Genomic DNA, 13,885 nt, shown 5'->3' on the forward strand with positions numbered 1-13,885 from the left:
CCTAGTGGGTTGGGGTGCGTTGATTCAAATGCGCATCCAGGTCGGTCATGCTCTTTTCCAGTTTCAGGATCAGGGCGTGCAGTTCCTGTTGCGAGGGTTTTCCGGCACAGGCCTGCTCTACGGCTTCACAACACTGCACGACGCCGCGGGCCTTGAGCATTTTGGCCCCCCCTTTTATCCGATGCGCCAGTGCGCGCACATCCTGGTGCGTAGGAGAAGCGCCAAGTGACTGCAGTGCCTCAAGGTCTTTGGCGTTGCTCTCTGCCAGTTCACCCAACAGGCGTGTGATCAGTTTCGGATCGCCCAGCGTCAGGTAGCGCAGGTTGTCGATATCGAAGCCGCTGCTGTCTGCGCTGGATGCGCTGTCTACAGGGCCAAGGCCGCTTGCAGGTGCAGGATCGGCTTGAGGGCCGGCCCCTGTTGTCTGCAACTGGCGGCGCAACTCGTTCAGACCGATGGGTTTGAACAGACAGTCATTCATGCCGGAGGCCAGGCAGCGTTCTCGCTCTTCAGCTTGGGCATTGGCGGTCAGGCCGAGGATCAAGCAGGGGGGCAGGTTGTTCTCGGCTTCTGCACTGCGAATACGCCGGGTCAGTTCATGCCCGTCCATGATGGGCATGTTGCAGTCGCTGATAACCACATCGAAACGCTGATTCTGCCAGGCTTGCAACGCACGGCTGCCATCATCCGCCAGGGTGACATCATGCCCCAGCACGCTCAGTTGCTTTTCAAGCAGCATCAGGTTGGCGGGGTAGTCGTCGACGACCAGAATGCTCAGCTTCGGACTGATGCCGTTCTGCGGAGCATCCTCGGTTGGCAGGGTTGCCACGCTACTGGGGTCTATTCGTGGCAGGTAGAGCTCAATACAGATCCGGGTGCCTTGACCAAGTGTGCTGTGCAACGTCAGGCGCCCACCCATGAGTTCGCACAGTGTGCGGCTGATCACCAGCCCCAGGCCGGTACCTTGCTGGGAGCGCTGATGACTGGCTTGCACAAAGGGGCTGAACAAGCGGGCCTGGTCTTCGAGACTGATGCCGACACCGGTGTCTTCCACGTCAAGCTGCAGGTCCATGTGCGGGTCTGAAGAGGTGCTGTCAGCGCGCAGGCTGACGGTGACATGGCCGTGTTCGGTGAACTTGATGGCATTGCTCAACAGGTTCGACAGTACCTGCCGGAAACGCAGGGGGTCGATCAATGCCAGGCCGGGCAAGGGCCTTTGCAGGTCGGATCGCAATGTCAGCCCCTTGAGCCTTGCACTGCCTTCATGCATGCGCACGGTCGCGTCAATCACGGCCAGCAGGTCGGTGGGCTGAGGGGTCAGGGTCATGTGTCCTGACTCGATCCGGGCGATGTCAAGAATATCGCCGATCAGTTCCAACAGGCCATTGGCAGCATCAGAGGCAACCTTCAGTGAAGCGGGGTCTGCGCGATCTTGTTCGGCATCGATGACGGCCAGCTCCAACAGGCCGATGACCGCGTTCATCGGCGTTCGGATTTCATGGCTCATGGTTGCCAGGAAGGTACTTTTGGCTCTGTTGGCTGAATCCGCCTGTTCTTTGGCTTCGCGTAACTCTTCAAGCAAGCGTTTGCTGAAACCCAACTGTTCCTGCAGCGCCTGTTCGGCCTCGGTACGTTGTCGAATCAGTTTGCGCAGGTAGTGGTTCCAGAAAAAGATGGCCCCAATGACCAGGCCGGCGCCGATCAGAATCTGCAGGATCAGCGCACGGTAGTTCTGCCAACGGTCGTTGCTGATCAGTGCATTGGTTCGCCAGCGGTTGGTCAACTGGACCATCTCGTCTGGGGGGATGCTCAGCAGCGCCTTGTTAAGAATGGAATGCAGAACCGTGGCATCGGGCGCGGTGGCGAAAGCAGCGGTAACCGGTGTATCACCCAGCGTTGCACAGATCCGTAGACTGTCCTTGAACAACCTGCGAGTGAAGTAGACGGCATTCAGGTGAGTGCTGATGGCGGCATCTGCCCGGCCTTGAGCGACGTACTCCATTAGCGCCATGGCATTGGGCGCCTCGACCAACTGAATATCCGGGTGCTGCTTCAACAACTGGTCCTTGAACGCATAGTCGCGCACGACCGCCAGGCGTCGGTCCTTGAGCTGCTCAAGGCTCTGCGGTGCATCCTCGCGCAGGCTGGTGACAATCACTTGGGGGTTGGCCAGGTAGGGGCGGGTAAAATTGAGCCGGGCTTGCCGGGACGGGCCATACATCAGCGCCCCTGCTATGTCAGCCTGGCCATGTTCAACCTGCTCGATGATTGCCGATACCGAGGGGGCCTCTACAAATTCGAACCTCAAGCCGGTGCGTAATGTGATCTGCTCCAGCAAGTCAACGGTGATACCGCGAAAGTGCTGGTTGTCATCCATGAACGTAAGCGGCGCGTAGGTGCTGTTCACTGCAACCCGTGCGATGGGGTGTTGTTCAATCCAGGCACGCTCAGTCGCATTCAGCGATGACGCTTCACGGTTCAGCAGAATGCTCGCATTACCGCTGCTCCAGCGGCGTAGTACGTTCAGGCGGTCGCTGTCAGCGATATTACCCAGGGCCTGGTTGACCAGGCGTAGCAAGGTCTGATTGTCGCGTGACAGCGCGAAGGAAAAGCTGCTTCGATCATTTTTGACAAAATGCGAGATCCGCAAGCTGTCTTGAAAGTACCGGCCAATCAGATAGTCAGAACTGACGACATCACCGAAATAGGCCTCGGCCTGGCCCAAGGCCACGGCAGAAAGGGCGCTCAGGGTCGAGTTATAGAGTTGCAAGCGGGCAGCAGGGTAAAGCTGGCGAACCTCGGCCTCTGGCAGGTAGTGGTCCACCATGGCCAATGTCACGTTTGCCAGTGGGTCCTCTGCACTGCGGGGTTTGCCCAGTGGGGTGACAATGATGGGCTGGTCGTCGGCATACGGCTGGCTCAGGATCAGCGTAGTGTCTGCCGCCTCATAGCCGTTGGCGCTGCCCAGCAGGTCGATGCGGCCTGCATCCAGGGCGGCGATGGCCTCGTGACGGCTTGAGAAACGTTGCACTTCAATCGGAATTTTCAACTGCTCGCCGAGCAGGCCTGCGTAATCGGCAGTCAGGCCCTCATAGTCGTTCTGGCTGAGGTTGATGTCGAACGGAGGGTAGTCCGGCGCCGAGGTGCCCAATACCAGCGTGCGCTTGTCTTTCAACCACTGACGGTCATCCTCCGACAGCGACAAGGGTTTACTGCTGCTCAAGGAGCGGGCGAGCAGCGTGCGCGGTTCGCCCTGACTGTCAGCGAAAGAGTGACTGGCTGTCAGCAATACCAGACAGCAGGCCAGAAAGGCCAGCCTTGGGCGCTTCATAGCATATTACGGTTGGCCAGATCGACCATTTCGACCAGCGAATTGACCTGTAGCTTCTCCATGATTCGGGTTTTGTAGGTACTGATGGTCTTTGGGCTGAGCTGAATGTCGTCAGCGATGTCTTTGTTGGAGCGGCCTTTGGCGAGCAAGCGCAGCACGACCATTTCTTGAGCGGACAACTCTTCCAGGCGCTGCTTCTCAGTGGTCATCGGGCCGCGCAAGGACATGTCAGGGAAGTAAGAGTAACCGGACACAACCGCTTTCAAGGCCGCCATCAGGGAGTCGGCCGTCTCTTCCTTTTGAACAAAGGCGGAAGCACCTGCATCCAGGCACCTTCGGGCATACAGCTCTGCTGCCTGTCCGGTGTACACCACAATGCGCGGCGGCTGATCCGCTTTCAGCAGACGCTGGATCACACTCAGGCCATCACGGCGTGGCAGCCCAAGGTCAAGAATGACCACGTCGGGTTTGAGCTTTTCAACCAACTGAATAGATTCTGCGCCGTCGCCGCACTCGCCCAGGACCTGGTGCCGCTGCTGTTCCAGCAGCATCTTCAAGCCAATACGAATAGTGGGGTGATCGTCGACGATTAAGACCTTCGCCATGCGCAACTCCTTGTCGTGAATGTGGGCCTTTTCTTGATTCTCTCAGGAAGGCGCGCCAGGCCGTTGTCGGCAAGCAGCGTACGATACGCAGAATAATAGCCAATGAGTATGGAGAGTATAGGAGCGTAGAAAAATATAGGTTGTTTAAGTGAAAAATCCTACGGCCAAAGTAAAGCAAGCCTAACTACGATTGGAAAAACCGAAATCGCGGCCTCATATGAAGACGCGTTTCGGTGTCCTGCAGTTGAGAGGCTACTTGCTCGAGCGGGTTGGACAGCCGTTTTCCTTGACGATGCGTTGTTTCGAAGCAGGGTTGCGCACTAATGCTGCACCAACTCGTGGCGGACGGGCCGTTAGTTGACCGCCACAGTTTGGGCAGAGGCCCTTCAATTCATTGTTGTTGCAGTCTCGACAATAAGTGCATTCGAAGGAGCAGATAAACGCATCCTGGCTGTCGCCAGACAGATCGGTACCACAGCATTCACAGTTGGGACGCAGTTCAAGCATGGTCGACTCCTTCATACTCAGTGAGTGCGCTGTCGCACACAGGCCGTCTAAGGCCGGTAGAGGTGTGCGTGGCCGGCACGGTACAGCGCCGATTCGGCAAAGGCATCTGCTGCCAGTACCCGTCCTACCAGAATCAATGCAGTACGCCGGAAGCCTTTAGCCTGGACTTGCGTCAGGATATCGTCCAGCGTGCCTTTGACCCAGTCCTGGTCCGGCCAGGTCGCACGGTGCACGACCGCGATTGGACAGTCCCCGCCATAGTGGGGGCGCAATTCTTCGACAATCTTTGCCAGGTGCTGCACCCCCAAGTGTATGGCAAGCGTAGCCTTGTGTGCGGCCAGGTTGGCCAGTTCCTCGCCAGCGGGCATCGGCGATTTGTCGGCATAGCGCGTGAGGATGACGCTCTGCGAAACCTCTGGCAGGGTCAGCTCGCAACCGAGCAAGGCGGCACTGGCAGCAGCAGCGGTGACACCGGGAATGATCTCGAAGGGAATCGCCAGTTCGCGCAAATGGCGAATCTGCTCACCAATGGCCCCATACAGGCTCGGGTCGCCACTGTGTACCCGGGCTACATCCTGGCCTTTGGCATGGGCTTCACGCATGGCCTCGACAATTTGCGCCAGATGAAGCTCAGCGCTGTTGATCACGGTTTCGGCACTGTGCCCTTCGAGCACGGCAGCGGGCACCAGAGAGCCAGCATAGATAATGACCGGGCAGCGATGAATCAGGCGCTGGCCCTTGACGGTAATCAGCTCCGGGTCGCCGGGGCCGGCACCGATGAAATAGACGGTCATGGGGTGAATCCTGAAGGTAAGGTCGATGCGAGGCGCAGATTATCCGTCAAAGGACGCGCCGCAGGCCAATGCCAGGGTGGCATTAAGGCTGGCATGGCGTGGAACAAGGAGCTGTGCAGGCATTGAGCCGTAGTGCTCGGCCAATGCAAGTGCAGCACTTTCAGCGACGCCGTAACAGCCGCTGTGGGCGAAGGCGGGGAGCGAACGGTGGGTCAGGCGTGATTCAAAGGTGGCTAACTGGGCAGCGCTGAAAAACAGCAGTGGAATGCCGAGTTGAGCGGCGAGGGCATGCAGGCCGGCCTCCTCGCTTTTCAGTTCGATACTGGCAAGGCCAAGCAGGTTATCGTGGCTGAGGCCATGGGCCTGCAGGGTTTGATCCAGTAGATCGCTCAAGGCTGCCACCGAACAGCCTCGGCGACAGCCCAACCCGGCGAATACTCGCAACGGATTGGGCCGTTCAGGCATTACGCCTGGCTCTGGCGACGGTAGAGCCAACTGCTGATCAAGCCCAATGCCAGCCAGAAGGCAGCGTTGGTCAGCAGTGAGGCGAGTTTGAATTCGGCCTCCAGTGCTTCCGGAGCCAAGGCCTCATGCGCGTCTGGCTGTGGTGCACCGATTACATGAGGGATGACCAGCAGTACGGCGCCCAGTAACTTGAGCAAACCGTTGTTGGCGAATGCAATAAGCCCCAAGCCAATGGCGGTGGCCGCTGCAGTACCGATCCACCAGAATTGGCGTTGCGCCAGATCGGCCGCGGCCGTTCCTGGCAACTCCGCTGGCAAGCCCAGCGTGGGCGCCAGGCAGAACACCGCAAAGCCTGCCAGGCCCCACAGTGCGCCTGCGACCCAACCTCCAGGCGCACGCAAGGTATACAGCCCCGCCAGTACCAGGGCAAAACCGAAGGCCACTACCAGGTTGCTACCGGTCGTGGACAGCAGCCGTTGCCAGCCGTCTTCGGGGGCCCAGGCTTGCGCATCATGATGATGTTCGGCGGTACCCGCATCATGGCTGTGGGTTTCGACTGCAGGCGCTGCACTCTCGTAGGCTTCCGCCTTGATAATCAGCGGGGTGACCCACAGGCTTTGCAGCAAGGTCAGCAGCAGGGCAGCGAGCAGGCCGGTGAAGCCGGCCGTGCGGGCAATGTGCTTGATCATGGCGCTGTCCCTTAGTGGCAAGGAAACGCGGCGCTGTGACGGGTGTCATGGGCAGCGTTGTGAACCGCCTCGACGTGCGAAAAACCCGCGAAGTAAACCAGGCACAAGCCCAGCAGCGATGCGCCGATAGCGACGACCAGGCGCTGGCTGCGAGTGGTACTGATGGCGGCGGAGTGGCTGTGGGCGGTTGTGACGGGCATGGTGCTTTCCTCTGAGGGGTTATCAACAGCAGGCATGCGCAAGAAACCCATGGGCGGACTCACCCAGAGGTTGCAACAGCGCCCGCCCACCGCGGGTTTGTCAATTCTGTACTGGGCCGGTCTCCGGGCTTGCGAGGGCTGACACTGTGCTCAGCCTGGAGCGTCACCTTCCCATGCCGCGTTGCTGGCACAGTGGTCTAGACGCTTTCCTCGCTTACCGTTGCGGGGGCAGCACCGGAATTGTCGCGCGTAACTCAGGCCGCGACGCACCGGTTTCCCGTTTCACCTCGTTAAAGGCACCCAAAACGAAGGCGGTAGCAAATCATGGGCGCAGGTGCGCGTCAATCACAACGACGGTTGACCGACCCTGAACGACTGCGTAGCCTTGCCGTTTCGAGGTTCTCCGGTCAGCCCGGAGCTAAGACGGGAACGCGGTTTAAGCCGCGGCTGCCCCCGCAACTGTAAGCGTTGCAAAGCCTGGCATTGCCACTGCGTAGTTTTGCGGGAAGGCGCCGGTGCCGCTGGTATGTTCGCCAGCACGACGCAAGCCAGGAGACCTGCCTCGGACAGTTTCCGACATTCAACCGGGCGGGGTGATCCGGTAGCGAACGCGCACGGGCACATGACCCCCGTGGTTTTCGTCGTGCCCGCCCGCCATTGCTGCCAAGGGCAACGACATGAAAACACTGGCAAAACTCCCCGTTACCATCGTCACCGGCTTTCTCGGCTCGGGCAAAACCACGCTGTTGCGGCATATGCTCGACAATGCGCAGGGGCGCCGTATTGCAGTCATCGTCAATGAGTTTGGCGAGCTGGGCATCGACGGTGAAATCCTCAAGCAATGCAGCATCGGCTGTACGGAAGAAGAGGCCAGCGGTCGGGTGTACGAGCTTGCCAACGGCTGCCTGTGCTGCACCGTGCAGGAAGAGTTCTTCCCGGTCATGCGCGAGCTGGTGGCGCGTCGTGGCGACCTGGACCATATCCTCATCGAAACCAGTGGCCTGGCCCTGCCAAAGCCTCTGGTACAAGCCTTCCAGTGGCCGGAAATCCGTAACGCCTGCACGGTCGATGCGGTCATTACCGTGGTCGACAGCCCGGCCGTGGCTGCCGGTACGTTTGCGGCGTATCCGGACCAGGTGGATGCCCAGCGTAAACTCGACCCGAACCTGGACCACGAGTCCCCGCTGCATGAACTGTTTGCCGACCAACTGGCCAGTGCCGATCTGGTGGTACTGAACAAGGCCGACCTGATCGAGGCACATGCCTTGGCAGCGGTACGCGCCGAAGTGGCCGAAGAGCTGCCACCCGCAGTCAAAGTTGTCGAGGCCAGCAGTGGCCGTCTACCGCTAGAAGTCTTGCTCGGATTGGCAGCGGAATCGGAAGCGCACATTGACGGTCGTCGCACCCACCATGACAGCCATCACGACGGTGAAGACCATGATGATCATGACCACGACGCCTTCGACTCCATTTCGATTGAGCTGCCCGAGTCCGACGAGAGCTTGCTGCTTGATGCCTTGACCCAACTGGTCGTACGTCACGGCATCCTCCGCGCCAAAGGCTTTGCAGCCATTCCGGGCAAGCCGATGCGCCTGCTGATCCAGGGTGTCGGTACGCGTTTCGACAAGCACTTCGATCGTGCCTGGCGCGCAGATGAGCCGCGCAGTACCCGTCTGGTACTGATCGGCCAGGCGCTGGATGGCGCGACACTGGAAGCTGAACTGCGTACAGCGCTGGGCGCCTGACCCATGCACCTGCTGCGGACCCAGCCCGGCGGCTTTGTGCCGGATGACAGTATTGCCGACTTGGGCCAGACCCCCGCCGAGCTGGTTATTCTCTGCAGCGGTGATTCGCACCTGGCACTGCTGGCCGAAACGGCCCGGCAATTGCCGGAGGATTATCCCAGCCTGCGCCTGGCCAACCCGATGCAGGTGCAGAACCATGCGTCGGTAGACCTGTATATTGACCAGGTGCTGCGCCATGCCAAGGTCATTTTGGTGTCGCTGCACGGCGGCATCGGGTATTGGCGTTATGGCGTCGAGCAGTTGGTGGCATTGGCTGCCCAAGGCGTGCAGTTGATCCTGGTGCCGGGTGATGACCGTCCGGATCCGGAGTTGAGCAGCCTTGGCAACGTGCCGGTGGCAGACGCGGAGCGGCTCTGGCACTTTCTGCGGCAGGGCGGCAAGGCCAACGCGCTGAACCTCTTCAAATGCATGGCCAATCAATGGCTCGGACGTGACTACACCTGGGATGTGCCCCAGCAACTGCCGCGCACGCTGGTGTATCACCCGCAGCGCGAGGCGGCGGTACTGGACGACTGGTTCGCTGACTGGGTAGCCAGTCAGCCTGTGGTTCCTGTCCTGTTCTACCGCTCGCACCTGCAAGCGGCCAATACAGCCTTTATCGATGTGTTCTGCGAGCGCATCCGCGCTGCAGGCCTCAACCCGCTGCCCATCGCGGTGGCGAGCCTCAAGGAAGCCGAGTGCCTGGCCCAAGTGGAAGCCTGGCTGGATCAGGTCGAGGCCGCGCTGGTCATCAATACAACCGGGTTTGCCCAGTCCAGCCCGCAGAAGCCTCACCTTCGGCCATTTCGCCGCAATATTCCGGTGCTGCAGGCCATTTGCGCCCAAGACAACGAACCCGGTTGGCAGGCCAGCGAGCAGGGCTTGGGGGCACGCGATCTGGCGATGCACATTGCCTTGCCGGAGCTTGATGGGCGCATCATCACTCGCCCGATCAGTTTCAAGGACCTGGCGTGGCGCAGTGAGCGCAGCCAGTCGGATGTTGTCTGTTACCGTGCACAGCCGGAGCGTATGGACTTCGTTGCAGAGCTCGCACGCCGTTGGTGTGAACTGGCGCAACTGCCCAACGCCCAAAAGCGTGTGGCCCTGGTACTAGCCAACTACCCGACCCGTGACGGGCGAATTGGTAACGGGGTAGGGCTGGACACCCCGGCTGCAGCGCTGAATATTCTACGGGCCCTGCAGGGGCAGGGGTATCCGGTTGGCGCCTTGCCAGACACCGGCACGGCATTGATCCAGGCCCTGCTCGGCGGAGTCAGTAACGATCTGGAAAGCCTCGATCAGCGCCCTTGTGCGCAAAGCATGGCGCTTGAGGACTACCGCGCCGCATTCGCTGCGTTACCGGCGGCCAACCAGGCTGCCGTGCGGGAGCGCTGGGGGGAACCTGAGCAGGACCCGATGTTCCGCAGCGGGCGGATGATGATCGCCGGCCTGCGTTTTGGCCTGACCTTCGTCGGCATTCAGCCTGCGCGTGGTTACCAGCTGGACGCCAGTGCGGTTTACCACGACCCCGACCTGGTACCGCCTCATGGTTATCTGGCTTTCTACTTCTGGTTGCGTCATGGCTTTGCCGCCGATGCACTGATTCATGTCGGCAAGCACGGCAATCTGGAGTGGTTGCCAGGCAAGGGGGTCGGTCTTTCAGCGCAGTGCTGGCCTGATGCACTGCTGGGCCCGTTGCCAAACATCTATCCGTTCATCGTCAATGACCCGGGTGAAGGCGCCCAGGCCAAGCGCCGGACTCAGGCGGTGATCATCGATCACCTGATGCCGCCCTTGACCCGTGCCGAAACCTACGGCCCGTTGCGCGACCTGGAATTGCTCGCTGACGAGTATTACGAAGCTCAACTGCTCGACCCACGCCGAGCCACTGAGTTGCAGCGCGACATCCTTGCGCTGGTCCGTGACAACCATATCGATCGCGAATTGCAGTTGGAAAACAGCCTGGATGACGCCGCCGTCTGGTTGCCAAGGCTGGACACCTACCTGTGCGACCTCAAGGAGTCGCAGATTCGTGACGGCCTGCATGTGTTCGGAGAATCGCCCCAGGGGCGCCTGCGCCTGGACACCTTGCAGGCATTGCTGCGGGTAGAGCGGGGCGATGGCCGTGGTCAGCATGCCAGCTTGCCAAGGGCACTGGCCAAGGCATTTGCCCTGGGCGTCGATCCGCTGGATTGCGATTTGGGGGCCGCCTGGCAAGGCCCGTGCCCGCTCCTGCTGAACGAGGTAAGTGCCGACCCTTGGCGTACGGCGGGTGACACCCGTGAGCGACTGGAACTGTACGCACTGCGCTTGATCGAGCAGGCGTTGGACGGCGTCATGAGCTTGCCGGAAGAACCCTCCTGGAACGATGTCCGGGCGATTCTCGAGGCGCTGGTACAAACCGTCGCACCGCAGCTGGATGCCTGTGGGCCGGCAGAAATGCAGGGCCTGCTCGATGCACTCGATGGGCGATTCGTGCCGGCCGGCCCGAGCGGCGCACCGAGCCGGGGGCGGCTCGACGTACTGCCGACCGGCCGTAACTTCTATACCGTGGACGTGCGCAACCTGCCGACCACGACTGCCTGGCGCCTGGGCTTTGCCTCGGCCAACCTGATACTGGAGCGCCACCTGCAGGACCACGGCGACCACTTGCGTCAACTCGGGTTGTCGGTGTGGGGCACAGCAACCATGCGCACGGGCGGGGACGACATTGCCCAAGCCATGGCGCTGATGGGCGTACGCCCGGTATGGGCCAGTGGCAGTCAGCGCGTCGATGACTTCGAGATTTTGCCGTTGAGCCTGCTCGACAGGCCTCGGGTTGATGTGACGTTGCGGGTTTCGGGCTTCTTTCGCGATGCTTTCGGCAACCTGATCAAACTGTTCGATGCCGCCGTACAAGCGGTTGCAGCGCTGGACGAGCCGGACGACCTCAACCCGTTGGCCGCGCGCGTACGGGCCGAACAGGCGGAGTTGCTGGCAACCGGCGTCGAACCGGAGCAGGCGCGGCGTCAGGCAGGGTGGCGGGTGTTCGGGGCCAAGCCCGGCTCATATGGTGCGGGTGTACAAAACGCGATCGATGGTCGGCAGTGGAATCGTCGCGAGGACCTGGCCGAGGTTTACCTGAACTACGGCGGTTATGCCTATGGTGGCGCAGACGAAGGTACGCCTGCTCGTGGTCATTTTGCCCGCCGCCTGAGCCAGGTTCAGGCCGTACTGCAGAACCAGGACAACCACGAGCACGACTTACTCGACTCCAATGATTACTACCAGTTCCAGGGCGGCATGCTGGCCGCCGTGGAAAGCCTCGGTGGCGCATCGGTGGCCAGCTATCATGGCGATCACAGCCAGCCGGAACGGCCACGCATCCGTACCCTCAAAGAAGAGTTGAACCGCGTCATCCGTGCCAGGGCGTTGAACCCCAAGTGGATTGACGGGGTCAAGCGTCATGGCTACAAGGGTGCCTTCGAGTTGGCGGCGACCGTCGATAACCTGTTCGCCTTTGATGCCACTACGCACCTGATCGACGATCATCATTATCAGGCGCTGGCCGACGCCTACGTACTGGGTGGCGAGACACGGGACTTTATCCGTCAGCACAACCCCGATGCCTTGCGCGATATGACCGAACGCCTGCTGGAAGCCCAGCAGCGGGGCCTCTGGCAAACACCAGGCGCCTATAAAGAGGCGCTTGAAGAACAGTTGCTGGACGGTGAAGAAGAGAACTGAAATGACTGAAGCTGCACATTTTCCTCTGGCTGCGGTGGTCGGTGCCGATGACCTGAAACTGGCATTGTGCCTGACTGCAATCGATCCGAAGATCGGTGGTGTCCTGATCGAAGGTCCGCGCGGCATGGCCAAAAGTACGCTGGCCCGAGGCCTGGCGGACCTGCTCGGCGAAGGACCATTCGTGACCTTGCCCTTGGGCGCGACAGAGGAGCGACTGGTCGGTACGCTCGATCTGGATGCCGCACTCGGCCAAGGACGCGCGCAGTTTTCACCGGGTGTTCTGGCCAAGGCCGACGGTGGCGTGCTCTATGTCGATGAAGTCAACCTGCTGGCCGACCATCTGGTCGACCTGTTGCTGGATGTCGCCGCCAGTGGCACCAACCGTATCGAACGTGATGGTATCTCTCACCGCCACAGTGCCCGCTTCGTGTTGATTGGCACCATGAACCCGGAAGAGGGCGAACTGCGGCCACAGTTGCTTGACCGTTTCGGGTTGAATGTGGCCCTGGAGGGCCAGCCGCTGCCGCAAGCGCGAGGGCAGATCATTCGCCGGCGACTGGCGTTCGACAGCGACCCAGTGGCGTTCTGTGCGCAATGGGAGGAGGCGCAAGCCGCGTTACGACTGCGCTGTCATGAAGCACGTGAACGCTTGTCCGCCATTGCCCTGGACGATCAAGCCTTGGTGAACATTACCGAGCGCTGTTTTGCCGCGGGCGTCGATGGCCTGCGTGCCGATCTGGTCTGGTTACGTGCCGCGCGCGCCCATGCAGCGTGGCGCGGCGCTGAGCACATCAGCGAACAGGATATCGATGCGGTGGCGGAATTCGCCTTGCGCCATCGCCGTCGTGATCATGCGACCGATTCGCCGCAGCCACAACCGCCCAAGTCGGCAGGCAGCAGCCAGGCACAGGCGCAGTCAGAGGGTCAATGGGGGGAATTGCCACCGCAGGCAACCGCGACTGGCGTTCGACGCGAGGCGCCCAGTTGGCCAAAAAAGCCCTGAGCATCCGCCCGCCCAAGCATACCGTGGCGGATGCAAGGCCACATGCCGGTCGATTGAAGCGAGGTGAGCGGGGCGCAGCCGTTGCCAGCAGGCAGGGGCGCGTTGCCTGGCCTGCCACGCTGCTCAAAGGGCGTCCACGTCAGCGCCTGGACCTATGCTGGGTTCAGCGTAGCGCCTCACCCCATGAGCTGTGGGTGGTGATCGTCGATGCCTCGGCTTCAACTCGCCGTTACAAGGCGTTGAGCCATGCCAAAGGCTTGTTGGCCGAGTTCTTCGATCAGGCCTATCGGCAACGGGCACGCCTGGCACTGTTGACGGCCAGCGGCAAAGAGCCACGGTGGCAGCGTCAGGGGTTAAAAGCGTCGAGGGCGCTTGGCCCCTGGCTGGAAGCGCTGGGCGCTGGCGGTGGTACACCCTTGCTGGCGGCGCTGGAACAGGCCAGGCAGTGGTTGCTGCAGCGGGCCAAGCGTTACCCGGACGAACAGCGACGTTGCCTGATTCTGACCGACGGACGGCTTAGCGCCTGGCCAATGTTGCAAGCGTTACCCTGCACCAGTCTGTTGATTGACATGGAAATGGCGCCAGTACGCCTGGGGCGCGCTCGTCTGATGGCCGAACAACTACAGGCCGACTATCAACATATCGAGCAGTTCAAGCCGTTATAGGCCAGCCACTTAAGTGATGGCACTGATAATGCGGTTTGATATCACTGTTATATAGGCGCGTAATAAGTTTCCGCGTGGAAGTGCGTCAGAGTGACGCACTTCCACATTGACCCTAC

General features: G+C 60.8%; 11 protein-coding genes and 2 riboswitches. Of the genes, 4 read left to right on the top strand and 7 right to left on the bottom strand.

Going from position 1 to position 13,885, the window contains the following annotated elements:
* Position 1 precedes the first annotated feature (1 nt).
* From CYD26_RS07840 to CYD26_RS07870, 7 genes are all read right to left on the bottom strand, one after another.
* Positions 2-3,331 (bottom strand): transporter substrate-binding domain-containing protein, encoded by a 3,330-nt coding sequence (locus CYD26_RS07840; RefSeq protein ID WP_102052308.1) that lies wholly within the window; start codon positions 3,329-3,331, stop codon positions 2-4.
* Entirely contained in the window at positions 3,328-3,936 is a 609-nt protein-coding gene (locus CYD26_RS07845; protein ID WP_065758412.1) for a response regulator transcription factor, read from the bottom strand. Before CYD26_RS07845 ends, CYD26_RS07840 begins: the two co-directional genes overlap by 4 nt.
* 252 nt (positions 3,937-4,188) lie before the next feature.
* The gene (locus CYD26_RS07850) at positions 4,189-4,443 is read right to left on the bottom strand and encodes a DUF1272 domain-containing protein (RefSeq protein WP_102052309.1); all 255 of its coding nucleotides are present in this window, start codon (positions 4,441-4,443) and stop codon (positions 4,189-4,191) included.
* Between the two features lie 47 nt (positions 4,444-4,490).
* Positions 4,491-5,237 carry a precorrin-4 C(11)-methyltransferase gene (cobM, locus tag CYD26_RS07855; protein WP_102052310.1) on the bottom strand — a complete coding sequence of 249 codons (747 nt, stop codon included), beginning with the start codon at positions 5,235-5,237 and terminating at the stop codon, positions 4,491-4,493.
* 39 nt (positions 5,238-5,276) lie between these two features.
* Entirely contained in the window at positions 5,277-5,702 is a 426-nt protein-coding gene (locus CYD26_RS07860; RefSeq protein WP_102052311.1) for a cobalamin biosynthesis protein, read from the bottom strand.
* Positions 5,702-6,391, bottom strand: a complete 690-nt coding sequence (locus tag CYD26_RS07865; RefSeq protein ID WP_102052312.1) for a CbtA family protein — start codon at positions 6,389-6,391, stop codon at positions 5,702-5,704. Before CYD26_RS07865 ends, CYD26_RS07860 begins: the two co-directional genes overlap by 1 nt.
* A gap of 11 nt (positions 6,392-6,402) precedes the next feature.
* Positions 6,403-6,591, bottom strand: coding sequence for a CbtB-domain containing protein (locus CYD26_RS07870; RefSeq protein ID WP_102052313.1), 189 nt, complete (start codon positions 6,589-6,591; stop codon positions 6,403-6,405).
* A gap of 96 nt (positions 6,592-6,687) precedes the next feature.
* A riboswitch (cobalamin riboswitch) is annotated at positions 6,688-6,910 on the bottom strand.
* Positions 6,911-6,970: 60 nt separating this feature from the next.
* Positions 6,971-7,171, top strand: a riboswitch (cobalamin riboswitch).
* Positions 7,172-7,268: 97 nt separating this feature from the next.
* Between CYD26_RS07870 and cobW the strand changes: the two genes are divergently transcribed.
* Genes cobW through CYD26_RS07890 form a run of 4 tightly spaced genes read left to right on the top strand, consistent with a single transcriptional unit; the run spans position 7,269 to position 13,769 of the window.
* On the top strand, positions 7,269-8,336 hold the full coding sequence (gene cobW / locus CYD26_RS07875) for a cobalamin biosynthesis protein CobW (RefSeq protein ID WP_065758418.1): 1,068 nt from the start codon (positions 7,269-7,271) through the stop codon (positions 8,334-8,336).
* A 3-nt stretch (positions 8,337-8,339) separates the two neighbouring features.
* On the top strand, positions 8,340-12,101 hold the full coding sequence (gene cobN, locus CYD26_RS07880; RefSeq protein WP_102052314.1) for a cobaltochelatase subunit CobN: 3,762 nt from the start codon (positions 8,340-8,342) through the stop codon (positions 12,099-12,101).
* Position 12,102: 1 nt separating this feature from the next.
* Positions 12,103-13,104: an ATP-binding protein gene (locus CYD26_RS07885; RefSeq protein WP_102052315.1), complete on the top strand. Its 1,002-nt coding sequence runs from the start codon at positions 12,103-12,105 to the stop codon at positions 13,102-13,104.
* 53 nt (positions 13,105-13,157) lie between these two features.
* On the top strand, positions 13,158-13,769 hold the full coding sequence (locus CYD26_RS07890; RefSeq protein ID WP_371917202.1) for a VWA domain-containing protein: 612 nt from the start codon (positions 13,158-13,160) through the stop codon (positions 13,767-13,769).
* Positions 13,770-13,885 lie beyond the last annotated feature (116 nt).

Origin of the sequence: Pseudomonas sp. FFUP_PS_473 (genome assembly GCF_002858665.1) — a bacterium.
Lineage (GTDB): Bacteria > Pseudomonadota > Gammaproteobacteria > Pseudomonadales > Pseudomonadaceae > Aquipseudomonas > Aquipseudomonas defluvii.